This window comes from Bradyrhizobium sp. JYMT SZCCT0180 (genome assembly GCF_018130165.1).
Taxonomy (GTDB): domain Bacteria; phylum Pseudomonadota; class Alphaproteobacteria; order Rhizobiales; family Xanthobacteraceae; genus Bradyrhizobium.
In genome coordinates this window covers 60,028-85,229 of record NZ_JAFCLZ010000011.1, presented here as the reverse complement: position 1 = coordinate 85,229, position 25,202 = coordinate 60,028, and the positions used below count along the sequence as shown (strand labels likewise).

15 protein-coding genes are annotated in these 25,202 nt (G+C 63.0%); 11 read left to right on the top strand and 4 right to left on the bottom strand.

Translation table 11 applies throughout. The features are described 5' to 3' along the window. Positions 1-6: 6 nt before the first annotated feature. From gnd to JQ641_RS17500, 5 genes are read left to right on the top strand one after another with little or no spacing between them, the layout of a single operon-like run. Positions 7-1,002, top strand: coding sequence for a phosphogluconate dehydrogenase (NAD(+)-dependent, decarboxylating) (gene gnd, locus JQ641_RS17520; protein WP_211997233.1), 996 nt, complete (start codon positions 7-9; stop codon positions 1,000-1,002). Positions 1,003-1,007: 5 nt separating this feature from the next. Next, positions 1,008-2,519 (top strand): glucose-6-phosphate dehydrogenase, encoded by a 1,512-nt coding sequence (zwf, locus tag JQ641_RS17515; protein ID WP_211997232.1) that lies wholly within the window; start codon positions 1,008-1,010, stop codon positions 2,517-2,519. A 2-nt stretch (positions 2,520-2,521) separates the two neighbouring features. Then, positions 2,522-3,274 (top strand): 6-phosphogluconolactonase, encoded by a 753-nt coding sequence (gene pgl / locus JQ641_RS17510; protein WP_211997231.1) that lies wholly within the window; start codon positions 2,522-2,524, stop codon positions 3,272-3,274. A gap of 28 nt (positions 3,275-3,302) precedes the next feature. Next, positions 3,303-3,788, top strand: coding sequence for a gluconokinase (locus tag JQ641_RS17505; protein ID WP_211997395.1), 486 nt, complete (start codon positions 3,303-3,305; stop codon positions 3,786-3,788). After that, positions 3,785-4,588 carry a Cof-type HAD-IIB family hydrolase gene (locus tag JQ641_RS17500; protein ID WP_211997230.1) on the top strand — a complete coding sequence of 268 codons (804 nt, stop codon included), beginning with the start codon at positions 3,785-3,787 and terminating at the stop codon, positions 4,586-4,588. The genes JQ641_RS17505 and JQ641_RS17500 overlap by 4 nt, the downstream gene beginning before the upstream one ends. A gap of 272 nt (positions 4,589-4,860) precedes the next feature. On the opposite strand, the gene JQ641_RS17495 is transcribed toward JQ641_RS17500, so the two are convergent. Next, on the bottom strand, positions 4,861-6,660 hold the full coding sequence (locus JQ641_RS17495) for a glycoside hydrolase family 15 protein (RefSeq protein WP_211997229.1): 1,800 nt from the start codon (positions 6,658-6,660) through the stop codon (positions 4,861-4,863). Positions 6,661-6,684: 24 nt separating this feature from the next. Beyond that, positions 6,685-8,631, bottom strand: a complete 1,947-nt coding sequence (malQ, locus tag JQ641_RS17490) for a 4-alpha-glucanotransferase (protein WP_211997228.1) — start codon at positions 8,629-8,631, stop codon at positions 6,685-6,687. A gap of 300 nt (positions 8,632-8,931) precedes the next feature. Here malQ and treS point away from each other — a divergent pair, with 300 nt between their 5' ends. The 5 genes from treS to treY are packed head-to-tail and all read left to right on the top strand — an operon-like array spanning position 8,932 to position 20,999. After that, positions 8,932-12,222 carry a maltose alpha-D-glucosyltransferase gene (gene treS, locus JQ641_RS17485; RefSeq protein WP_211997394.1) on the top strand — a complete coding sequence of 1,097 codons (3,291 nt, stop codon included), beginning with the start codon at positions 8,932-8,934 and terminating at the stop codon, positions 12,220-12,222. Continuing rightward, the gene (gene glgB, locus JQ641_RS17480; protein ID WP_211997227.1) at positions 12,219-14,366 is read left to right on the top strand and encodes a 1,4-alpha-glucan branching protein GlgB; all 2,148 of its coding nucleotides are present in this window, start codon (positions 12,219-12,221) and stop codon (positions 14,364-14,366) included. Before treS ends, glgB begins: the two co-directional genes overlap by 4 nt. Before the next feature lie 3 nt (positions 14,367-14,369). Next, positions 14,370-16,445 carry a glycogen debranching protein GlgX gene (gene glgX, locus JQ641_RS17475; RefSeq protein ID WP_211997226.1) on the top strand — a complete coding sequence of 692 codons (2,076 nt, stop codon included), beginning with the start codon at positions 14,370-14,372 and terminating at the stop codon, positions 16,443-16,445. Continuing rightward, on the top strand, positions 16,442-18,199 hold the full coding sequence (gene treZ / locus JQ641_RS17470) for a malto-oligosyltrehalose trehalohydrolase (RefSeq protein ID WP_211997225.1): 1,758 nt from the start codon (positions 16,442-16,444) through the stop codon (positions 18,197-18,199). Before glgX ends, treZ begins: the two co-directional genes overlap by 4 nt. A gap of 4 nt (positions 18,200-18,203) precedes the next feature. Then, positions 18,204-20,999, top strand: coding sequence for a malto-oligosyltrehalose synthase (treY, locus tag JQ641_RS17465; protein WP_211997224.1), 2,796 nt, complete (start codon positions 18,204-18,206; stop codon positions 20,997-20,999). Here the strand turns inward: treY and JQ641_RS17460 are convergent. Then, positions 20,996-21,307 carry a polyhydroxyalkanoic acid system family protein gene (locus JQ641_RS17460; RefSeq protein ID WP_211997223.1) on the bottom strand — a complete coding sequence of 104 codons (312 nt, stop codon included), beginning with the start codon at positions 21,305-21,307 and terminating at the stop codon, positions 20,996-20,998. The genes treY and JQ641_RS17460 overlap by 4 nt on opposite strands. Positions 21,308-21,474: 167 nt before the next feature. On the opposite strand from JQ641_RS17460, the gene JQ641_RS17455 reads away from it, so the two are divergent. Next, positions 21,475-21,639, top strand: a complete 165-nt coding sequence (locus JQ641_RS17455) for a DUF3309 family protein (protein ID WP_192740124.1) — start codon at positions 21,475-21,477, stop codon at positions 21,637-21,639. Between the two features lie 217 nt (positions 21,640-21,856). Here the strand turns inward: JQ641_RS17455 and ligD are convergent, their stop codons facing one another. Then, complete coding sequence (ligD, locus tag JQ641_RS17450) at positions 21,857-24,538, bottom strand: DNA ligase D (RefSeq protein WP_211997222.1); 2,682 nt, start codon at positions 24,536-24,538, stop codon at positions 21,857-21,859. Positions 24,539-25,202: the final 664 nt, after the last annotated feature.

Here is a 25,202-nt window from a genome sequence, read left to right as displayed (position 1 = left end):
ATTGGCATGCAGCTTGGCATGATCGGCCTCGGCCGGATGGGCGGCAACATCGTGCGGCGGCTGATGAGGAACGGCCACACGTCGGTGGTCTACGACAAGGACGCCAAGGCCGTTGCCGCGCTGGCGGCCGAAGGCGCTGCCGGCGCCGACACGCTGGAAGCGTTCGTCGCGAAACTGGAGAAGCCGCGCACCGCCTGGGTGATGCTGCCGGCCGGCAAGATCACCGAGGTCACCATCGAGGCGCTCGCCAAACTGATGGAGCCCGGTGACGTCATCATCGACGGCGGCAACACGTTTTGGCAGGACGACGTCCGCCGCGGCAAGACGCTGAAAGAGCGAGGGCTGCATTATGTCGACGTCGGCACCAGCGGCGGCGTCTGGGGTATCGAGCGCGGCTATTGCATGATGATCGGCGGCGACAAGGCCGTGGTCGACCGGCTCGATCCGATCTTCAAGACGCTGGCGCCGGGGATCGGCGACATTCCGCGCACCGGCGGCCGCGACGGCCGCGATCCGCGCATCGAGCAAGGCTATATCCATGCCGGCCCCAGCGGCGCCGGGCATTTCGTCAAGATGATCCATAACGGCATCGAGTATGGGCTGATGCAGGCCTATGCCGAGGGTTTTGATATCCTGAAGAACGCCAACATCGAGGCGCTGCCGGCGGAGCATCGGTTTGATCTCGACATCGCCGATATCGCCGAGGTGTGGCGGCGCGGCAGCGTGATCCCTTCCTGGCTGCTCGATCTCACTTCGTCGGCGCTCGCCGAGAACCAGACGCTGGATAACTACTCCGGCCATGTCGAGGATTCCGGCGAAGGCCGCTGGACCGTCAATGCCGCGATCGACGAGGCGGTGCCGGCCGAGGTGCTGACGGCGGCGCTCTATGCACGCTTCCGTTCGCGCAAGGATCACACATTCGCGGAGAAGATCCTTTCCGCGATGCGCGCAGGCTTCGGCGGCCACAAGGAGCCACCGAAGAAGCCGGGCTCGAAGGCTTAACGCCCATGGCGGTCGGCAAACTGGCACAGACGAAACCCGATCCCTGCTCTTTCGTCATCTTCGGCGTCACCGGCGATCTCGCGCATCGGCTGGTGATCCCGGCCCTCTACAATCTGGCGGCAGCCGATCTGCTGCCGGAAAAATTCTGCGTCGTCGGCATTGCCCGCAAGGGCATGACGAGCGACGGCTTGCGCGACAGCCTGATGAAAGGGTTGCATCAATACGCCACCCGCCAGGTGGACGAGGCGATCGCGATGCGCCTGCTCGCATGCGTCACCTGCATCGAGGCTGATCCGCGGGATCCCGCCTCATTCGACGCCATGAGCGAGCAGCTCGACAAATTGGAAGCCGCGCGAAACACCCAAGGCAATCGCTTGTTCTATCTCGCGACGCCGCCGAGCGCTTTCCTGCCGATTAGCCGCGAACTCGGCCGCACCGGCCTGCTGGTCGAGAACGGCACATGGCGTCGCCTGGTGGTCGAAAAGCCGTTCGGCACCGATCTGGCATCGGCAAGAGAGCTCAACAGCGAACTCCTGAAGCTGGTCGAAGAGCATCAGATCTACCGGATCGATCATTATCTCGGCAAGGAAACCGTCCAGAACATCCTGGTGCTGCGTTTCGCCAACGGCATGTTCGAGCCGATCTGGAACCGCAATCATATCGACCACATCCAGATCACGGTCGATGAAAAGCTCGGCGTCGGCCATCGCGGCAGTTTTTACGACGCGACCGGCGCGTTGCGCGACATGGTGCCGAACCATCTGTTTCAACTGCTGTCGCTGGTCGCGATGGAGCCGCCATCGAAATTCGACGCGCATTCGGTGCGCTCGGAAAAGGCCGACGTGCTGGCCGCGATCCAGACCCAGAGCGAGCAGGAGGCGCTGCACAATTCGGTGCGCGGGCAATATCGCGCCGGCATGGTCGGCGACACCGAGATCGAGGACTATCGGCGGACCGCCGACGTCAAGCCTGCCAGCACCACGGAAACCTATGCCGCACTGAAACTGACCATCGACAATTGGCGCTGGGCCGGCGTTCCTTTTTACCTGCGCACCGGCAAGGCGCTCGGCATCAAGCGCACCGAGATCGCCATCAAGTTCAAGCAGGCGCCATTCGCGATGTTCCGCGACACGCCGGTGGACCGGCTCTCGCAGAATTACCTGATCATCTCGACCGAACCAACCGAAGGCATCGCGCTGCAGTTCAACACCAAGGTGCCGGGCCCCACCATCAATATCGACGGCGTCGAGATGAAGTTTCGCTACAAGGATTATTTCAAGGCCGAGCCATCGACCGGCTATGAGACCCTGATCTACGACTGTATGATCGGCGACAACATCCTGTTTCAGCGCGCCGACAGCGTCGAGGCCGGCTGGCGGGCGGTGCAGCCATTTCTCGACGCCTGGAAGAACGCCGGCGGCAAGGGGCTCAAGGTCTATGAGCCCGGCAGCGAGGGTCCGGAGGAAGCCAACGATCTGCTGGAGCGAGACGGCCGCAGCTGGCGCAAGCTCAGTTAGAGATGATGTCGAACGACAATCGCCATGTGACGTCAGTTGCCGATCCAGCCGCGATGGCCGAGGCCGCCGCCGGGCGCGTCATCGCGCGGATATCGGAAAACCCCGGCCGCGTCGCGATCTGCCTGACCGGCGGATCGAGCCCGAAACAGCTCTATCAATTGCTCGGCACTGACCCCTGGCGAAGCCGGATTCCGTGGCAACGCGTGCACTGGTTCATCGGCGACGAGCGCTTCGTGCCCGCGGATGATCCCCTCAACAACATGAACGTGGCACGGAAAACCTTTCTGGATCGATGCGCGCCGGCATCCAACATCCATCCAATCCCGACGAGTACGGCCGATCCCACCGATCCCGATCGCGGTGCGGCGCTTTACGAGGGCGAACTGAAAGCGTTCTATGGCGCAGATGATCTCGACCCTGGCCGGCCGCTGTTCGATCTCGTGCTGATGGGCGTCGGGCCCGACGGCCATACCGCGTCGCTGTTTCCCGGCGATCCCTTGCTCGACGAGGTCAGGCGCTGGGTGGTCGGCGTACACAAAGCCAATGTCGAACCGTTCGTCCCGCGCATCACGCTCACGCTGCCGACACTCGCTTGCTGCCGCGAAATGCTGTTCGAGGTCGCAGGATCAGACAAGCGCGCGATCTTGACGCGCGTGTTCGCAGGCGAGAACCTGCCGGCGACCCGCGCGCGATCCAGCGGCGAGACGGTCTGGCTGGTGGATCAGGCGGCATTGCCGGAGAATTTTCGTGCGTGATGCGACAAGCCCCTGCGCGCTGGTGGTGATGGGCGTCTCCGGCTCGGGCAAGAGCACCATCGCTGAAAGGCTGGCCGCGCGGCTGGGCTGGCGCTACGAGGATGCGGACAAATTTCACCCGCCGGCCAATGTCGCGAAGATGAGCGCCGGCCAGCCGCTGACGGATGAAGACCGCTGGCCCTGGCTGCAGGCGATTGCCGACGAGATCGACCGCCTCTCGGCGGCCGGACAACGCGCTGTCATCGCCTGTTCGGCGCTCAAGCGCAGCTATCGCGACATTCTCGTGCATGGACGCGATGATATCCGCATCGTCTTCCTGAACGGGACGCAGGACCTGATCGCCGACCGGTTAGCTGCCCGCAAGGGCCATTTCATGCCGCCGGGGCTGCTCGCCAGCCAGTTCAGGACGCTGGAGCCGCCGCAGCCAGGCGAACGTCCCATTACGGTGTCGATTGCCGCGCCGATCGAGACCATCGTCGACGACATTGTCCGTCAATTGAAAGTACCCTCATGAGCCGCATTGCGCTTGTCGTATCCGATGTCGATGGCACGCTGTTGACCAAGGACAAGATCCTCACCGACGATGCAAGAAGCGCCGTGCGGGCGCTGCACGCCGCCGGCATCGGTTTCACCATCGTCTCCAGCCGCCCGACCATCGGCATGGGCTTTCTGATCGAACCACTTGCGATCACGCTGCCGGTCGGCGCCTTCAACGGCAGTTCGATCGTCAATGCGAAGCTGCAGCCGATTGAACAGCATCTGATCGCGCCCGCGGTCGCACAGCGCAGTCTCGATGTGCTCAATGAGTTCGGCGTCGATATCTGGCTGTTCAGCAACGAGCGCTGGTACACCCGCAACCCCGACGGCGAATACGTTCCGCACGAGAAGCGGGCGATCAAGGCCGATCCGACGATCATTGAGGATTTCACGCCGCATCTATCCGAGGCCTGCAAGATCGTGGGCGCCAGCTCCGACGCGGCGCTGCTGGCGCGCTGCGAAGCGGCCATGCAGCAGGCGGTAGGCGCAGAGGCCACCGCGGTTCGCTCGCAAACCTATTACCTCGACGTCACCCCCGCGGGCTACGACAAGGGCACGTTCGTCGAGAACATCGCCAAGCGGCTCGGCATTGCGACCGACGCCGTCGCCACCATCGGCGACATGCAGAACGACCTGCCAATGTTTGCCAGAAGCGGCATGTCGTTCGCGATGGGCAACGCGGCCGATGACATCAAGCAGCGCGCGACCCATGTCACCGATACCAACCAACGGGACGGTTTTGCCCGCGCGATGGAGGCGATTCTAAAGATCGACTAGCCAACCGTTTCGTATCGTCGCTGTGAGAGTGCGAAATCAAGCACGTCTCAAGAATAAATCCATAAGTCGCCAAAGCTTTCGCTCGGCATATCCGCTTTATTGCATTGGTCGCCCCGGTTTTCGGGGTTGCCGATACCCCACACCATTTCCGCCAACGGGTGTGCATCGGCAGGCGCGAGCCGGTATCCATCCAGAGGTATGCAGGCACCCAGCCCCGCCCGCAGCCGTGCGATTGGGTGCCGGCTCGCGCGACGTCAATTCGGCGCGATAGCCTACTTCGACCGCTGCATCGCCGGCTTCTCGGTGGTCTGCTTCGCCGCGCTGAGGTTATGGGCGGTATTGATCAGCGCGATATGCGTCAACGCTTGCGGGAAATTGCCGGTCTGGCGGCCAGCGCCGGTGTCGAACTCTTCGGCCAGCAGGCCGACATCATTGGCAATCGCGACCACGCGCTCGAACAACGCCCGCGCCTTGTCGAGTTCTCCCGTCAGCACATAGGCATCGGCGAGCCAGAGGCTGCAGGCCAGGAATGCACCTTCCGCCGGCTGCTGCTCGACTTCACGGGGGTCATGCCGCAACACGAAGCCGTCCCGCATCAGGTATTTCTCGATGGCGGCCAGCGTTCCCCGCACGCGGGGATCCGTCGGTTCCAGGAACCCCACCGAGGGCAGCAACAGGATGCTGGCATCCAGCATTTTCGAACCGTAGGATTCGACGAACGCGTTCAGCTCGCGATCAAAACCCTTTTCGCAGACGTCGCGATGGATGGTGTCGCGCAGCGTCCGCCACTTTTCCAGCGGCGCCTTGAAGCCGAATTTTTCGACGCTTTTGATGCCACGGTCGAAGGCGACCCAGCACATCACCTTGGAGGAGACATAGTGCTTGCCGTCGCCGCGGCGCTCCCAGATGCCGTGATCCGGCTGATCCCATTGTTCGGCCAGATGCTCCAGCACCGTGCATTCGAGCGCCCAGCTTCCTTCATAGAGTTCGAGTTTGGCTATTCGCCATTGATGGAAGGCGTCGATCAGTTCGCCATAGACATCGAGTTGCAGCTGCGCATGCGCGGCATTGCCGACCCGGACCGGCTGTGCGCCCTCATAGCCCGGGAGCCAGCCGGCTTCCCATTCCAGGAGCCGCCGCTCCCCCATGATGCCGTACATGATTTGCATGTTGGCCGGCGAACCCGCCACCGCGCGCAACAGCCAATTGTGCCAGGCGAGGGCTTCCTCGGTATAGCCCGAGTTCATCAGCGCCAGCAGCGTAAAGGTGGCATCGCGCAGCCAGCAGAAGCGATAGTCCCAATTGCGTGCGCCGCCGAGTTTTTCCGGCAGCGAGGTGGTGGGCGCCGCGACGATGCCGCCGGTCGGCGCATAGGTCAGCGCTTTGAGCGTGATCAGCGAGCGCATCACGAGGTCGCGATGTTCGCCTTCGTAAGCACAGCGAGCGCTCCATTCGCTCCAGAACGCCTCGGTTTCCTGCAAAGCGACCGCGGGATCGATCGGCGCGGGCACCGCCAGATGCGAGGGCCCGTAGGTAAGGACAAAGGGCACGGTATCGCCCTCGCCTACCCAGAACTCCGCCACCGTGGTCAGGTCCTCGCCGCGGGTCGCGACCGGCGTTCGCAGCACGGTCATGTCAGGCCCGCAAATCGCGAGCAGTCCCGAGCCGTCTTCGCTTTTCCTGACCCAGGGAATGTCGGCGCCAAAACCAAAGCGGATCACCAATTGCATCCGCAATTTTACCCGGCCACTGACCCCGCGCACCAGCCGCACTACATCTGAGGCATTGCCGCGCGGCGGCATGAAATCGATCAGCTCGACCACGCCATTGGCGGTCTCAAACCGCGTTTCCAGGATCAGCGTATCGCCCCGATAGCGGCGTGACGTCTTGGTGATCTCTTCTGCGGGCGCAATCAGCCAGCGGCCATGCTTGTGGGTGCCGAGCAGCGCGGCAAAGCAGGCGTCGGAATCGAACGCTGGCCAGCACAGCCAGTCGATCGAGCCGTCACGACCGACCAGCGCCGCCGTCTCGCAATCGCCGATCAATCCGTAGTCTTCTATCCTGCACGACAAGGCTTGCCACCACCTGGATCGGGCCTATCCGCGCGACCGCTCGCGTGTCGCGGCCTTCAGCGCGGCAACGTCGATCGTGGACGCGATCTGCTCAAGCGGCACCGGCAGCCGGCGACGCCAGTTCGGGTGTTCGTCGACCGTGCCGGGAATATTGGGCTGGTCCACCAGACCCAAAAAATCCTCCAGCGCGATCGCGAGCAGCCGTGATGGCGTGCGCGCGAGGAAATTTGCCACGGAATAGAGGTCGTTATTGTCGATGCCGTTACCGCGCAGCAAATTGTCCAGCATCGCCAGCGCGTGCCAGCGCGCATCGTCGCTTTCGCCGGGGTCGATGCCGAGCGCGCGCTTGGTCTTGAGGTCGCCAAAAGAGCGCCAGCCGGCATAGGTCGAGAGATCGTGGGTGTTGAAGGTGACCAGCGCATTGGCGAGATAGTGATCGAGGCTCTTGAACGGACCGTGGTCCTCGCGCTCGAACATCATCACCAGATAGGACCAGATGCCCCATCCGGCAATCTGGTCGCGAAAACCTTCCGGCACGGTGCCCAGGTCTTCGCCGATCACGACGCAGCGCTGCGCGATGCTTTCCTGCGCGGTTGCGGCCAATAACGCCTCGAACGGCATCGGCACATAGACGCCGTCGGCGGCGCTGAAGCCCTGCGGCACCAGATAAAGCCGCTTCAAACCCAATACGTGGTCGAGCCGGATCGCGCCGGCGTGCCGCATCGAGGCGCGCAGCATTTCGCGATAGGGCGCGAAGGATTTCAGCTCCAGCCCGGTCGCGTTGAAGCCGGCAAGGCCCCAGCTCTGGCCCGCGGTGTTGAGCGGATCGGGCGGCGCGCCGACACCGAGATGCCGCGAGATCGCCACCTGTTCGTTCCACGCATCGAAACCGTCGGCTTGCACGCCGACGGCGACGTCGAGATAGAGCCCGACCCTCATGCCGAGCTCGAGCGCGCGGTCTTTTGCAGCCGCCAATTGCCGATCGGCCGTCCATTGCACGAATTCGACAAACGCGATTTCGGCGGCGTCCGGACCCTTGCGCAGTTCAGCGCATTTGGCGTCGTCCGGTTGCCGCCATTCGTCCGGCCATTCCCACCAGGGCTTTTTGAATTTGTGCCGGAGCGTCTCGAAGCAGGCGAAGTGCGACAGTAACGGCGCGCGCTCGGCACGAAATTTTTCAAACTCCTGCCTGCGCCCTTGTGTCGCATCGGCTTCGAACGCGGCGAATGCCGATCGCAGTGCGCGCCATTTCAATCCGGCGACAGCGACATAGTCGATCATCTCGCCTTCTCTGACCCGCGCCAGCCCATCCCTTGTCGCGGCGTCGATGCGGAATTCCGGGATGGTCTCGACATCGACATAGAGCGCGTTGAGAAACAGCCGGCTGTTCGGCGAATACGGACTGCAATCACCGGGACGATCGTCGAACAGGGCATGCAGCGGATTGAGGCCGACGCCATCGGCGCCCAGATGGTTCGCGAGCTCGATCAGGCCTTTGAGGTCGGTGAAGTCGCCGATCCCCCAGTTGCGCGCCGAGCGGACGCTATAGAGCTGGACCGCGAGCAACCAGCAGCGGTCGAAATCGCCGCCAAAAGCCCTTGGCGACGCCGACAGCAGCGGCACGTCTTCGGTGGTGGATTCGGCATCGGTCAGCTGCAGCCGATGGACGCCCAGCGGCAGATCCAGCGGCCAGGCAATGACGCGATCGACGGCCTCGCCTTCTGCGATAACCTTGTGATCGGCCACGATTTTCCATCGAACCGGGAGCCTTGCGGCAGCCGAAAGCTCGGTCCGCGCAGGCAGCCCGGACCGCACCACGACCGGGCCGCCGATGAACGGGCCCGGGGTCTGCGGCGGCAAGGCATCGAGGATAATTTTGAGGGCGGCCGTATCAGTCACACGGCGGTGACCCTGACCGTCCACGAATTCGGTCTGGATTCCCTGGCTAGCAGCTTGAGCGAAAAGGTCCATTCGGCACGCAGTTTGCACGCAAACGTCTCAGAGGCGTCGCGAAATTGTCCAAATACAGGAAGGGGATAGACGGTGTCTAACGCTCAGCCCCTCAATCGGTTCCAAGGGAACCAAAGTCGGCCGAGCGGCATTCTACATATCTCCGGAACGTCTCCTTTCTCGCAAGTGAAATGGGGGCGTCGTTTCCATGGCTATGGCATCACCGTGAACAAAAAAGTCCAAACCGGCGAAAGCTCCAAGGCCGGCGTCTCCTTCCGATTCGATGCTGCCGATCCGCTGCATGACGGCGGCAGCTTTGCGATCGATGCAAGCGAGGTGCCAGCCGTCGAGTCCAGCGACGATGAGCTCTGGTACAAGGATGCCATCATCTATCAGCTCCACGTCAAGGCCTTTGCCGACAGCAACAATGACGGCATCGGCGATTTCGCAGGACTGACGGAGAAGCTGGGTTACCTGCAGGACCTCGGCGTCACCACGCTATGGCTGTTGCCGTTCTACCCCTCACCCGGGCGTGACGACGGCTACGACATCGCCGACTATGGCGACATCAATCCCGATTTCGGGACGATGAAGGATTTCCGGCGCTTCATCCAGGAAGCCAAGCGGCGCGGCCTGCGCGTCATCACCGAGCTCGTCGTCAATCACACCTCCGACCAGCACGACTGGTTCAAGCGCGCCCGGCGCAGCGGCCCGGATTCGAGCGCGCGCAACTGGTATGTCTGGAGCGATACCGACCAGAAATACCAGGGCACGCGGATCATCTTCACCGATACCGAGAAGTCGAACTGGACCTGGGACCCGGAAGCCGGCCAGTTCTACTGGCATCGCTTCTTCGCGCACCAGCCGGATCTCAATTTCGACAATCCGCGCGTGGTCAGTGCGCTGGTAAAGGTGATGAAGCGCTGGCTCGATACCGGCGTCGATGGTTTCCGCCTCGATGCCATTCCCTATCTGTGCGAGCGCGACGGCACCAACAACGAGAACCTGCCCGAGACCCACGCGATCATCAAGCGGCTGCGCATCGAGCTCGACGCCTATGCCAAAGGCAAGGTGTTGCTGGCGGAGGCCAACCAATGGCCCGAGGACGTGCAGGAATATTTCGGCCGCAGCGATGAATGCCACATGGCCTATCATTTTCCGCTGATGCCGCGCATCTACATGGCGATCGCGCAGGAAGACCGCTTTCCGATCACCGACATCCTGCGGCAGACGCCTGACATTCCGAGCAATTGCCAGTGGGCGCTGTTCCTGCGCAACCATGACGAGCTGACGCTGGAAATGGTCACCGACGTCGAGCGCGATTATTTGTGGTCGACCTACGCCAACGACCCCCGCGCCCGCATCAATGTCGGTATCCGCCGGCGCCTGGCGCCGCTGATGGACAATGACCGGCGCAAGATCGAGCTGATGAACTCGCTGCTGCTGTCGTTCCCGGGCACGCCGATCATCTATTACGGCGACGAAATCGGCATGGGCGACAACATCTATCTCGGCGATCGCAACGGCGTGCGCACGCCGATGCAATGGACGCCGGACCGCAATGGTGGGTTCTCGCGCGCCGATCCGGCGCGGCTTTATGCGCCCACCATCATGGATCCCGTCTACGGCTATGAATCCGTCAATGTCGAGGCGCAGTCGCGCAGCCTGTCGTCGCTGCTGTCAGCCACCAAACGGCTGATCGCGGTCCGCAAATCGACGCTGGCTTTCGGCCGCGGCACCATGACGTTCATCCGCCCGGAAAACCGCTCGGTGCTGTGCTATGTGCGCCAGTACGAGGACGAGGCCATTCTCTGCGTCGCCAATCTGTCGCGCTCCGCACAGGCCACCGAACTAGATCTGTCGGCATGGAAGGACCGGATTCCCCTGGAGATGCTCGGCCGCACGCGCTTCCCCGCGATCGGCGAACTGCCCTACATGATCACGCTGGCACCCTACGGCTTTTACTGGTTCGAGCTGCAGGAGCGCGACAAGTCGGAGCCGGTGGTGCACCGGGCCGTCCCCGAATTCGAAACGCTGGTGGTGCCGCTGGGCGCGACCTGGGTCTCGCTGGCGCGCACCCGCGGCGTGTTCGAGCGCGACGTGCTGCCCGGGCATCTGGCGCGGACGCGCTGGTATCCGGAGCGATCGGCCAAGGCGATCCAGCCGACATTGATTTCGGCAATCCCGTTCTGCGACATCGGCGACAACCGGCCATGGCTCGCCTTCTTCAAGTCGACACAGCGCGGCGTTACCACGCGCTACGTGCTTCCGCTGCAGATCGAATGGGTGCGGTTCGATCGCGAGCGCTACAACCCGCGCGCCCTGGCGGCCGTGCGTCAGGGCGCCCGCGAAGGAACGCTGCTCGACGTCGCCAACGACCAGATCTTCATCGCGATCCTGCTGCGAAACCTCAAGGAGTCGCTGATCGTCGACGAAAGCGAGCAGGGATTGAAGCTGGAATTCCGGCCGACCAACCGTTTCTCCGACAAGGCGATCAAGCAGCCCGAACATATCCGCATCATCGAGACCGAACGGCTCGACAGCACCGCGCAGGTGGATGAGGAATATGTCGTGAAGATCTATCGCACGCTGCAGGCCGGCATCACTCCCGAGATCGAGATGGGACGCTTCCTGACCGACGTCGCGAACTTCGCCAACACGCCGGCACTGCTCGGCAGCGCCGAACTGATTGACGGTGACGAACGAAACGCTATCGGCGTCCTGCATGCTTTCGTCGCCAACCAGGGCGACGCCTGGGCCGTGACCGCGGCCTATCTCGACCGCTTCGTCGACGAGCAGCGCCTGCTGGCGGCAAGCGAGCGTGTCAGGGAAAGCGAGGATCAGGTCTCGTTTCTGCGCTACATGTCGCAGGCTGGCCGGCGCGTCGCCGAGATGCATGTCGCACTGGCCAGCAATAATGAGCGTCCCGACTTCGTGCCGGAGCCCATCAAGCACGAGGATGTCCAGCGTTGGTTCGGCGACACCCTGGCCCGCGTCGAGCGAGTCTTCGACACGCTGAAGCAGCGACGCGATACGCTGAAAGAGGCGGATCGTCCGTTGGTCGATCAGCTGTTGGCCCAGCAATCCGGCCTGCCCGATCGGCTGAAGGCGCTGTTGCCGCAAGAAAACGCCGGGCTCAATATCCGCCATCACGGCGACTTCCATCTTGGCCGGCTGCTGATCGTCAAGGACGACATCTTCATCGTCGATTTCGACGGCGACCCGCGGCGCTCCATCGCCGAGCGTCGGCGCAAGGCACCCGCGGCGCGCGACGTCGCCAGCATGGTCCGTTCGATCGATTATTCGACGACTGCAGCGCTTGAGCGGGCGCTCAAGGTAGCCCACGATGAAAACGGCAAGCTCGGGGCTGCGCTCGCCGAGTGGCGCAATCGGGCGACCGCCGCGTTCCTGGTCGCCTATCGCGAAGCCATGGTTAACAAGCGCCTTTGGCCAGCCGACCCTGAAGCCGCCGAGCAGATGCTCAACTTCTTCCTGCTGGAGAAGGCATGCTACGAGATCGAATATGAACTATCCTACCGGCCGGATTGGCTACGAACGGCCTTGACCGGAATGCTCCGTATTTTGCCGCAACAGTCGCTTGAGGCCTTATGACCAAGCTACCCGCCGAGGCCTATGCGATCATCCAGGGCAATCACACCGACCCATTCCATTATCTCGGCCTCCATACCGAGGGCGACCGCAAGATCGTGCGTGCGTTCCTGCCGGAAGCCTCCAATGTCGAGGCAATCGGTGAACATGGTGAACGGGCGCCGCTGGCGCGGATCCACGATGCCGGGCTATTTGCCGGTGCGCTGCCGAACGGCTCTACGCGCTATCAATTGCGCGCCCGGTTCGGCGACAAACTGGTCGAACTCGACGACCCCTACCGCTTTCCGCCCGTCCTGAGCGACTTCGACCTTTACCTGCTCGGCGAGGGCACCCATCAGCGCATCTACGACAAGCTCGGCGCCCATCCGATGACGCTCGAAGGCGTCGAGGGCGTGGCCTTTGTCGTGCTGGCGCCGAACGCCCGCGGCGTCAGCGTGGTCGGCGATTTCAATTACTGGAATCCGCGCCGGCACCCGATGCGGGTGCGCGGCGTCGGCTATTGGGAGCTGTTCATTCCTCGCGCCAACGTCGGCGACCACTACAAGTTCGACATCATCGAACCCAACGGACAGCATTTGCCGCTGAAGTCCGATCCGGTCGCCTTTGCCGCCGAAGTGCGTCCCAAGACTGCCTCGATCGTTTTCGACCAGGCGAACCTGCCGCGTCCGCGCCCGGCACCGACGGGAATGAATGCGTTGAACGCGCCGATGTCGATTTACGAGGTTCATCTCGGCTCATGGCGGCGCAAGGGCAGCAACGAGTGGCTGACTTACCGCGAGCTCGCCGAGCAGCTTCCGGCCTATGTCAGGGATCTCGGATTTACCCATGTCGAACTTCTTCCCATCAGCGAACATCCGTTCGACGGCTCGTGGGGCTATCAGCCGACCGGCCTGTTCGCACCCACCAGCCGGTTCGGCACGCCGGAGGATTTTGCCGCACTGGTCGATGCCTTCCATCGCGAGGGCATCGCCGTGCTGCTCGACTGGGTACCCGGGCACTTCCCCGACGATCCCCATGGCCTCGGCCATTTCGACGGCACCGCATTGTACGAACACGCCAACCCCTTGCAGGGCCGCCATCTCGACTGGGGCACGCTGATCTACAATTACGGCCGTACCGAAGTGGTGAATTTCCTGGTGTCGAACGCGCTGTTCTGGCTGGAGCGCTACGCCATCGACGGACTGCGCGTCGATGCGGTGGCCTCGATGCTCTATCTCGACTACTCGAGGCCCGCCGGCGAATGGATTCCAAACCAGCATGGCGGGCGGGAAAATCTCGAAGCCATCGGCTTCCTGCGCCGCTTCAACACCGAAGTGTTCGGACGCTTCCCGGACGCCACCACCGCGGCGGAAGAATCCACCGCCTGGCCGCAAGTCTCCCGCCCGGTCGAATATGGCGGGCTCGGCTTCGGCTACAAGTGGAACATGGGCTGGATGCACGACACGCTGAAATACATCGGCAAGGATCCGATCCACCGCAAATTCCATCACGGCGACATCCTGTTCGGCCTGCAATATGCGTTCTCGGAGAACTTCATCCTGCCGCTGTCGCATGACGAAGTCGTGCACGGCAAACGCTCGATCCTCGGACGGATGCCCGGCGACGACTGGCAGCGTTTTGCGAATTTGCGCGCCTATTACAGCTTCATGTTCGGGCATCCCGGCAAGAAGCTGATGTTCATGGGCTGCGAGTTCGGCCAGGAGCGCGAGTGGAATCACGATCACTCGCTGGATTGGCACCTGCTGCAACAACCAAGGCATGCCGGCATCCACAGCCTGGTCCGCGACCTCAACCACCTCTATCGCACGGTGCCGGCGCTGCACGAGCTGGATTGCAGCCAGCCGGGCTTCGAATGGGTGATCACCCATGATTCCGGCGGCAACGTCTTTGCCTGGGTCCGCAAGGGCCTTGATGCGCGAGCGCGCTGCCTCGTGGTCGTGAACTTCTCGCCCAACGTCTACTACGATTACCGGGTACGTGTGCCGTTTGCCGGCAAATGGAAAGAAGTGTTCAATTCGGACTCCGCGCATTATGGCGGCAGCAATGTCGGCAATATCGGCGAGGTCCGGACGCTGGAGGGAAACATCCCCGAACTCAAGCTGACGATTCCGCCGCTGGCCGCGATCTTTCTCGTACCGGAAAGCTGACGCATGCGCCTGACCGCGGGAACGCCCTCACGCCTTGGCGCAAGCTGGGACGGAAGAGGCACCAATTTTGCGCTGTTCTCGGCCAACGCAGAGAAGGTCGAACTCTGCCTGTTCGACGGTCAGGGCCGCCGCGAACTCGAGCGCATCGAACTGCCCGAGCGCACCGAGGATGTCTGGCACGGCTATCTCAACGACGTCTCGCCCGGACAGCTCTACGGCTATCGGGTCCACGGGCCCTACCATCCCGAGCACGGACACCGCTTCAACGCCAACAAGCTGCTGCTCGATCCCTATGCAAGGCGGCTGGCCGGCCGGCTGGTCTGGAGCGACGCGCATTTCGGTTATCGGGCCGGCAGCTCGCGCGAGGATCTCTCCTTTGACCGGCGCGACAACGCCCGCGGCATGCCCAAGGCGGTCGTCGTCGACGAGACCTTCAATTGGGGCCGCCGCGAGATGCGCCCCAATATTTCCTGGGAAGACACCATCATCTATGAGGCCCACGTCAAGGGCCTGACGCAGAAGCGCGACGACGTGCCGCCGGGCCTGCGCGGCACCTATGGCGGACTCGCCTCGCCTGCGATGATCGATCATCTCAAGCGCCTTGGCGTCACCACCATCGAATTGCTGCCGGTCCACGGGCTGATCGACGACCGCGTGCTGGTCGAAAAGAAGCTGGCGAACTACTGGGGCTACAACACACTGGCGTTCTTCGCGCCCGAAGGGCGCTACGCGCAGGACAATCCGCTCGATGCGTTCCGCACCACGGTGGCGCGGCTGCACGATGCCGGCATCGAGGTGATGCTCGACGTCGTCTACAATCACACTGCCGAAGGCAATCATCTCGGCCCGACGCTGTCGTTTCGCGGCATCGACAATGCGTCCTATTACTGGCTCAAGCCGGACAATCGGCGCTTCTATGACGACTTCACCGGCTGCGGCAGTTCGGTCAATCTAACCCATCCGCGCGTGCTGCAAATGGTGATGGATTCGCTGCGCTATTGGGTCGAGGTCTGCCACGTCGACGGCTTCCGTTTCGATCTCGCCACCACGCTGGCGCGCGGGCCGAACGGATTCGACCGCAACGCTGCGTTCCTCACCGCCGTGCGGCAGGATCCGGTGCTGGCAACCGTCAAACTGGTCGCCGAACCCTGGGATCTCGGTCTGGGCGGCTATCAGGTTGGCGCATTCCCGTCGCAATGGTCGGAATGGAACGACAGATATCGCAGCGCGATGCGGCGCTACTGGAGCGGCGAAGGCAGCCTGATCGGCGAAATATCGAGCCGCATGACCGCCTCCTCCGACCTGTTTCACCATGACAATCGCGCCCCGCGCGCTGGCATCAATCACATCACCGTTCATGACGGCTTCACGCTGGCGGATCTGTTCAGCTACAACGAGAAGCACAACGAGGCCAACGGCGAAGACAATCGCGACGGCTCCAGCCACAACGACAGCAACAATTGCGGGCATGAAGGCCCGACCGACGACGTTGCGATCATCGCGTTGCGCCGCCAGCTCCGCAAGAACCAGCTGGCGTGCCTGATGCTCGCGCAGGGCACGCCGCTGATGTTGGCCGGCGATGAAGTCGGCAACTCGCAAAGCGGCAACAATAACGCCTATTGCCAGGACAACGAGATCGGCTGGGTTGGCTGGGAAAACCTCGGCAAGGAAGGCGAGGACCTCACCGATTTCATCGGCCATTTGACCGGCTTGCGCCGGCGGTTCGGCCAGATCCGCTGCCAGCGCTGGCTCGACGGCCGTCGCGCCGACGGCTCCTACGGCGTGCTGTGGCTGACGCCGGCCGCCGAGGACATGAAGGAATCCGACTGGAAGTTTCCGGAAGGACGATTCCTCGCCTATGTGCTCGGACCGATGGAACAAGGACAAGCGCCGATCTTTATCGTTCTGAACGCCGCCCCCGAAGAGATCGCATTCAAATTGCCCAAGATGAGCAAATACAAGAGCTGGCAGCGGGTGCTGAATACCACCGAAATCGCACAAGCGACGGCGGACTTCGCCGCGGGCGCCGACCTGAAAGCACCGCCGCGCTCGGTGCTCGCCTTTGCGGGCTCAGCATGAATGACCGACAATTTGGCCCCAAGCTGACGAAAGACGGCGCGCGCTTTCGCCTGTGGGCGCCGGCGGCCAAGCGTGTCGATCTGCTGCTGCAACAACCCCATGCGATGCAGCGCGGCGACGATGGATGGTTTTCCACCAATATTCCGGGCGCGAAATCGGGCGCCCGCTACAAATTCCGCATCGACGACGAGATCGATGTCCCCGACCCTGCCGCCGATTTCCAGCCCGAAGACGTCTTCGGTCCGAGCGAGGTGATCGACCACGCCGCCTTTCCGTGGCGCGCCACGGAGTGGCGCGGGCGGCCCTGGCAGGAAGCCGTCATCATCGAGGCTCATGTCGGGACCTTCACGCAGGACGGCAGCTACCGCGCCATGATCGGGCGGCTCGATCATCTCGTGCAGACCGGCATCACCGCGCTGGAGTTGCTGCCGCTGGCGGATTTCGCCGGCAGCCGCAACTGGGGCTATGACGGCGTGCTGTGGTATGCGCCCGACAGCGCCTATGGCCGGCCTGAGGATCTCAAGGCGCTGATCGACGAGGCGCATCTGCGTGGCCTGATGGTGTTTCTCGACGTGGTCTATAACCATTTCGGCCCCGAGGGAAATTATCTCGGCCGTTACGCGCCGGGGTTCTTTACGGAGGCCCACACCCCGTGGGGCAGCGCGATCGATTACCGCGTGCCGCAAGTACGCGCCTTCGCGATCGAGAATGCACTGCATTGGCTGCGCGACTATCGCTTCGACGGATTGCGGCTGGATGCGGTGAACAGCATCGTCGAGCCGGGTGGGCTCTCGCTGCTGCACGATCTCAGCATGGCTGTAGGCCAGTTCGCCGCGGCAACCGGTCGGCACATTCACCTGGTGCTGGAAAACGGCGACAACCGCGCCAGCATCCTTGACGCCGCGCAGGACCCGCCGCGCGGCAAATATCGCGCGCAGTGGAACGACGATTATCATCACGCCTGGCGCGTGCTGATGACCCGCGAGAAGCAGGGGTATTATTGCGACTATCAGCGTTCGCCGCTGGGCGACATCGCCAGATCGCTATCCTCCGGGTTTGTCTACCAGGGTGAAATCTCGGAATTTCGCGGCGGCAGGCGCGGCGAACCGAGCGGCAAGCTCGCACCGACGGCTTTCATCAATTTCCTGCAGAACCACGACCAGGTCGGCAACCGCGCCTTTGGCGACCGGCTCGAAGCGGTGGCGGATCCCAGAGCGATCGAAGCGGCCCTCGCCGTCATGCTGTTGGCCCCTGCAATCCCTATGCTGTTCATGGGGGAGGAATGGGGCTCGAGAACACCCTTCCCCTTCTTCTGTGATTTCAAGGGCGGACTGGCGGACGCGGTCCGCAAGGGCCGCCGCAGCGAATACGCCTGGGCCTACGCCGAATATGGCGACGAGGTCCCCGACGCTTTGGCGCTATCCACCTTCCAATCGGCTGCCCTCGACTGGAATGAACGCGCCGAGCCGGCGGCACAACGGCGGCAGTCAACCGTGCAGCAGATGCTGGCGATCCGCCGGCGGGAGATCGTGCCCCGCCTCGCAGGCGCGGCGTTCGGCGATGCAACGGCTGGCAGCAATGGCCTCATGACCGCCAGCTGGCGCATGGGCGATGGCGCCACGCTTCGTCTGCTCGCCAATCTGTCGGACCTCGAGATCGCCAATACTTCGGGTGAATTCAAGGGAACCCTGATCTGGGGCAGCGAGTTGGGAGAGCGCGTCCCGCCATGGTCGGTGCACTGGCGCATCGGATAGGAAAATGCCCCCGGCGATCCCGATCGCGACCTACCGCCTGCAGCTTTCGGCGGGTTTCGATTTCGATGCGGCCGCTTCCGTCGTCCCGTATCTCGGGGCGCTCGGGATCACGCATCTCTACGCTTCGCCCTTCATGACGGCGCGCAAGGGCAGCACGCATGGTTACGACATCACCGATCACACAAGGTTCAATCCCGAGCTCGGCGGCGAAGCCGGCTTCGAGCGGTTGAGCGCGGCGCTGCGGAAATACGATCTCGGACTGATCCTCGACTTCGTGCCCAACCATGTCGGGGTGCACTTTGCGGACAATCCGTGGTGGCTCGACGTGCTGGAATGGGGCCAGGCCTCGCCGCACGCGGCATCCTTCGACATCGACTGGGAACTGCTGCCGTATCGCGCGCGCGGCGGCGTGCTGCTGCCGATCATCGGTTCATCCTACGGCCAGGCGCTGGAAGGCGGCGAGATCGAACTGCGCTATGATGCGAGCGAAGGCAGCTTCTCGGCATGGTATTTCGAGCATCGGCTGCCGATCGCGCCCGAGCGCTACAGCGAGATCCTGCGAACCGTGGTCAGGGAAGCAGGTGCCGAAGCTAGTCCAGCCGGCAAGGACATCCTCGCCCTCGCCGCGCGCTACCACGGGCTGCGCCGCCCCAACCGGAAGGAAGCCCCGGCGTTCAAGGCGGGGCTACGGGCGATCGCAGGAAGCACTGAGGCCATCGCGCACGGGATCGACGCCTATCGCGCCGGACCGGATCGTCCCGCCCAGACGCTGGCGCTGCATCACCTTCTCGAACGCCAGCATTACAAGCTCGGACATTGGCGGCTTGCCTCCAGCGACATCAACTACCGCCGCTTCTTCGACGTTAATTCGCTTGCGGGATTGCGCGTCGAGGACGCCGGCACCTTCGAGGCCATCCATCAACTCGTCAGACGTCTGATCGCGGAAGGAAAGCTGCAGGGCCTGCGGCTCGACCACATCGACGGCCTGCGCGATCCCGTCCAATATTTTCAACGCCTGCGCCGGCTGATCCGTGGGGCGCAGGGCGCCAAGCCATTCTATATGCTGATCGAGAAGATTCTCGGCGAAGACGAGAAGCTGCCTTCCTTCACCGGGGTTCACGGCACCACCGGCTACGAGTGGATGAACACGATCACGCAAGCGCTGGTCGACGGCAATGGGCTCGAACCGCTCAGCGAAATCTTCCGCCAGATCAGCAGCCAGTCGCCGAAACTCGAGCCGATCCTGAAGGAGGCCAAGCGCCGGGTGCTGGAAACCCTGTTGACCAGCGAATTCACGGTGCTGACGCGCCTCCTGGCGCGCATCGCCAGTGGGCACTACTCGACACGGGACTATTCCGCCGACAGCCTGCGGCAGGCGCTGGAACTCTATGTGCTGCATTTCCCGGTCTACCGGACCTATCTGACGTCGTCGGGTCCGAACGCCCATGACCGGGCGCTGATCTCGCAAACCATCGCGAGGGCGCGCGCGGATTGGTTCGCGGCCGACGACGGCATTTTCGAATTCCTGCGCGACACCCTGACCATGGACCTGCTCAAGCCCGGCCGGCCGCCGCACAGCGCGCCGCGCGTGCGGCGGTTTGCGCTGAAGGTGCAGCAATTCACCGGGCCGATGATGGCGAAATCGCTCGAGGACACCACGTTCTATCGCTACCACCGCCTGCTCGCACTCAACGAGGTCGGCGGCGACCCATCTGCCAGGGCGCTCTCTGTCGAAGATTTTCATCAGATCATGCAGACGCGGACCCGGGAATGGCCGCATGGCATGACCGCAACCGCAACACATGACACCAAGAGGGGCGAGGACGCCCGCGCCCGGATCATGGCGCTGTCCGAGATCCATGGCGAGTGGACCAGCGCCGTGGCGCGGTGGAAGGTTCTCAACGCGCCTCATCTGGTCATCGACGGCGAGATGCGCGCGCCGTCGGCGACGTTCGAATACATGCTCTATCAGGCCTTGCTCGGCGCCTGGCAGCCGGACGACGCGGCGTTCCTGGAACGGATGCAGGCCTATGCCCTGAAGGCGGCGCGCGAGGGCAAGGAGGAGACCAGCTGGCTCAATCCGCACGAGGCTTATGAAGCAGGACTGAAGACCTTCATCGCGCGCATTCTGGACCGCTCGATCTCCGCCGAGTTTCTGGACGCGCTTGATGCACTGGCGCGGCGCGTATCGCTATTGGGCGCCCTGAACTCACTGAGCCAGATCACGCTGAAGGCAACGATGCCGGGCGTACCCGATTTCTATCAGGGTACCGAGCTTTGGGATTTCTCGCTGGTCGATCCCGACAACCGGCGACCCGTCGATTTTGCCACGCGTGCCCACCTGCTCGCTTCACTGCAGGCACCGGACTGGGACCAGCTGGTGCAGTATTGGCCGAGCGGCAAGTTGAAACTGGCCTGGACGCGGCATCTCCTCAAGTTGCGCACCGAGCTCGCCGATGTCTTCACCAACGGCGATTATCAGCCATTGGATATCAGCGGACCTGATCGCGACCACTTCATCGCCTTTGCCCGCCGTCGTGGCCGCGAGGCCGCAATCGTCGTCGTCACGAAATCGTCCGCCGCGTTCTCCGAAAGTGGCCGGGCGTGGCCCCGTGCGGAAACCTACGATGCCACCCTCGATGTCAGCGGCTATTCGGCGGAAGGCTTTGCCGACGCCGATGCCTCACAATTGCGGTTGTCCGACCTGTTGGCGCACCTCCCCGTGGCGGTGCTGAAGGCGAGATATCACGGCGCGGCGCAGCGTGCGCCAAAGCGCAGGCGCTTGATGCCAACGCCCTAGTTCTTCTTGGTCAGCAACAGATTGCCGCGGCTGCGGATCGCGGCCTGCGCCACTTCGGCGAAGCGCTGCAGCAGCCACGGCAGCACGACCTCTACCTTCACATGATCGTCGGCGACATCGACATGGCCTGAGGCCGCCTGCCCGAGCGCGCGGACGCGAAAGATCATGCGGTTGTCTTCCCATCGCTCCTCATCGACGCTCAGCACCGGCACGCTGGACGTCGCGCGCGATAAACCTGTCTTGAGGCGACGCATCGCTTCTTCGCGGCCGAGGCTGTGCGGAATGGAAACGACGAGCGGTGCGGACATCGGAAAATCCTCAGGTCAGATATTCTAGATGTAATTCCGTTCCACACGAAAGGAAGAGGCAAGCTCGATATGTGCGCTGCAAAACACGGAACTTTCACGATTGCCATTTGTTTTTTCGGTTGAGGGCAAGGCAAACAGGCGCCCAATGCCGGGCTGAGGAGAGCTACATGTCACTCGGAACAATCATCCTGATCATTCTTATCATCGCCCTGCTCGGCGGCTTTAGCGGCATCGGCGGCGGACCGTTCTACGGCACCGGCTATTACGGTGGCGGCGGCCTCGGCCTGGTGATCGTGATCCTGCTGATATTGTTGTTGCTCGGGAAGCTGTAGAAAATTTGGAGATCGCAGGGTGGGCAAAGGCGCGTTTGCGCCGTGCCCACCTCTTTCTGATGCAAACTACACGCCGTCATCACCCGCCTGAGTGCGCAATTGCGCACGGGGGCGGGTGATCCAGTATTCCAGAGGCGCCGGCGATTGAGCCGAGAGGCCGCGGCGTACTGGATACTCCGCTTTCGCGGAGTATGACGACTGAGGTTGACGAGAACCATCACTGCCCCGCCAGCTTCTTCATCGCCGCCTTGATCGACGCCGCCGCCTCATCGTAGCCCTGCCAGGCCTTGGTTTTGGCCAGCAACGCCGGCACCGTGCGCACAGTGTATTTCTTTGGATCGAGATCGCCGCGCACCTGCGCCCAGGTCAGCGGCATTGAAACCGTGGCGCCTTCGCGCGCGCGCGGCGACAGCACGGCGACCGCCGTCGACATCCGGTCGTTGCGCAGATAGTCGAGGAAGATCTTTCCCTGGCGCTGCTTCTTCGACATGTTGAGCAGATAGCGCTCGGGATCGTCGTTCGCCATCCACTGGCAAACGCCCTGCGCGAACGCCTTCGCTTCCTTCCAGGTCACCTTGTCCTTAGGCCCGTGAAGCAGCGGCGTCACCACGTGCAGCCCCTTGCCGCCGGTGGTCTTGCAGAAGCTCTCGAGGCCCACGGCGGTGAGCCGCTGCCGCATCTCCTTGGCGGCCTCGATCACGTCGGCAAATTCGACCTCCGGCGCTGGATCGAGATCGAACACCAGCCGGCCGGGCACATCGGGTTTGTCCGGCGCGCAATTCCAGGGATGCAGTTCGAGCCCGCCGCTTTGGGCTACGGCAGCAAGGCCCTCGATGCGATCGATCTGCAAATATGGCTTGCGATCTCCCGAAACCTTGACGAGTTCGAGTAGCTCCGACTTGCCCGGCATGCCGTGACGCTGAAAGAACGTCTCTCCCTTGATGCCATCGGGCGCACGAACCACCGAGCACGGCCGCCCCTTGAGATGGCCGATCATCCATTCGCCAACCGCCTCGAAATACCGCGCAAGATCGAGCTTGGTCACGCCCTTGCCGTCCCCGCCGTCGGGCCACAGCGCCTTGTCGGGTTTTGAGATGACGACGCCCATCACCTCAGCGGATTTGCTGGCCGACGACTTGCCGGACCTGATCAAAGGTTTTGTCGCCTTGGTCATGACAGGCCTCTCCGCTTCAACCTCATTCGCCGGCTTGTCCTGCCGCAGCTCCTTGAACGCCGCCTGCCTGATATTGCCGCCGTCGGTCCACCCCGCGAACTCGATCTCGGCGACGAGTTCAGGCTTCAGCCAATGCACGTCGCGGGTCTTCTTCGGCGCGTCCTTGCCGCCAAACGGGCTCTTGTCTGAACTCGCCGCCTTTAGCGCCGGCATGATGCGCCGGACCGTGTCCTGCCCGAAGCCGGTGCCCACGAGGCCGACAAAGGCCAGATGACCGTCGCGATAGACGCCGGCCATCAGCGAGCGGAATTTGCCGTTGGTGGTCTTCCAGCCGCCCAGCACGACCTCGTGTCCGGCCCGGGTCTTGGATTTGGTCCAGCTTTCGGACCGCCCGGATCGATACGGCGCATCCAGCTTCTTGGAGATGATGCCTTCCAGCGCCAATTTGTTGGCGGCTTCCAGGACAGAATCGCCGCTTTCCTCGAAATGCGCGACGTACTGAATCAGGCGGCCCTTACGCTTCCTGGCTTCCAGAAGCTGCTTCAGGCGCGCCTTGCGCTCGCCCAGCGGCAGGCCGCGCAGATCCTCACCGCCGGCGAAAAGCAGGTCGAACGCGAAGAAGATCAGCGCGCCGGTTTTGCCGTCGGAGATCGCGGCCTGCAGCGTCGAGAAATGCGGCACGCCATGGTGATCGAGCGCAGCGATTTCGCCGTCGATCAGTACATCCGGCAGCGATGCCGCCTCCTTGGCGATGGCGCCGAACTTTTCCGTCCAGTCCAGTGCTTTACGGGTTTTCAGGACGGCGTCGCCATCCTCGACCCGCAACTGCATGCGGTAGCCGTCGAACTTGATCTCGTGGCACCAGCCGTCCGAATTTGGTGGGCTTTCGGCCGAGGCGCAAAGCTGCGGCGCGACGAAATCCGGCATCGCATCGACTTTCTTGGCCTTGGCCGTCTTAGCGTTGGCCGCCTTGGCCTTGGCCGCGGCGCGCGCCTTCGTTGGAGGCGTGGACCGCGCGATCGATGTCCTGATCGATGTTTTTCCCTGCGCCCGCGCTTCCGCCGCCTCGCCGCGGTTGGAATTCCACACCGCATCGGCTTTGGTCTTGCCGCCCTTCGCCAGCATGAACGGCTTTGGCGCCCTTCCCTTGCCGTTCGCGATCTGATCCATCGAGCGGCCCGACGCGACCGATTTGTCCTCGTCGAGGATGTCGTTGGCGTCGCCTTCCCTCACGAATTCGTCGCGATGCTTGATCAGCAGCCAGTTGGTGCGCTTGCCGCCATAGCGGTCGCCCTTCATCCGCACCAGCACCCAGCTGCCATGCAGCTTCTCGCCGTGCAGGTTGAATTTCAGGTCGCCCTTCTTGAATCCTCGCTCGGGGTCGTCGGAGTTCCAGTAGCCGCGATCCCAGAGCTGCACGGTGCCACCGCCGTACTGGTCATCGGGAATGGTGCCTTCGAAATCGCCGTAATCCAGCGGATGATCCTCGACCTCGACCGCGAGCCGCTTGTCGTGCGGATCGAGCGAAGGACCGCGCGTCACCGCCCACGATTTAAAAACGCCGTCGAACTCCAGCCGGAGATCGTAATGCAGCCGGGTTGCGTCATGCTTCTGGATCACAAACCGCCGCTGCTTCGACGGCGCCACCTTGACGTCGCCGGAGGGTTCGCTGGTCTTTTCGAAATCGCGTTTTTTCCGGTAGGTGGTCAGGTTTCGTAGCGACAAGGTCAAGCCTCACATCCGTCCGGCGCCCCGCGCGGCGGCAACGTTATCCAGAACCCATGGTAACCGTTGGAGTTCCGAAACCAAACCCCTGTCATTGCGAGCGAAGCGAAGCAATCCATAGCGGCCACAGCGGAAGGATGGATTGCTTCGTCGCTTTGCTCCTCGCAATGACGGATAAGACGCGGCTCCACAAACGGTGTCGTCCCCCGCGAAAGCGGGGGATCCAGTACGCCGCGGCTTCTCGATTCTATCATCGGCGTCTCTGGAATACTGGATCACCCGCATGCGCGGGTGATGACAGCGGAATATGACTTCGCATTCTCGCGACGCATTACGCCCGAGCTTTGCTGGAAACTTCCCGCCCTCTCATAGAGAGGGCGCAGGGAAGACCGGGTGCGCGCTGCACCCGCGGTCCCGTGTGCGATTTGCACTAAAAAAGCTGCACACGAGCATACAGGGCAGCGGAGAACACCCGGCCTTCCCTGCGCAATGGCTTTACGGCTTATGCCGTGATCTCCCCGGAGACGAGTTCTTGGTTGACTCCGTCGCTGCCGTTCCCGCTTGCGCTTCTCCGACAACTTGACACCTGCAACGGGTGCCAGGACCACACGGTTTTGCCGTACGCCTATCCACGCCATCGTCGAGGCGTAAACCAGCGTCCACC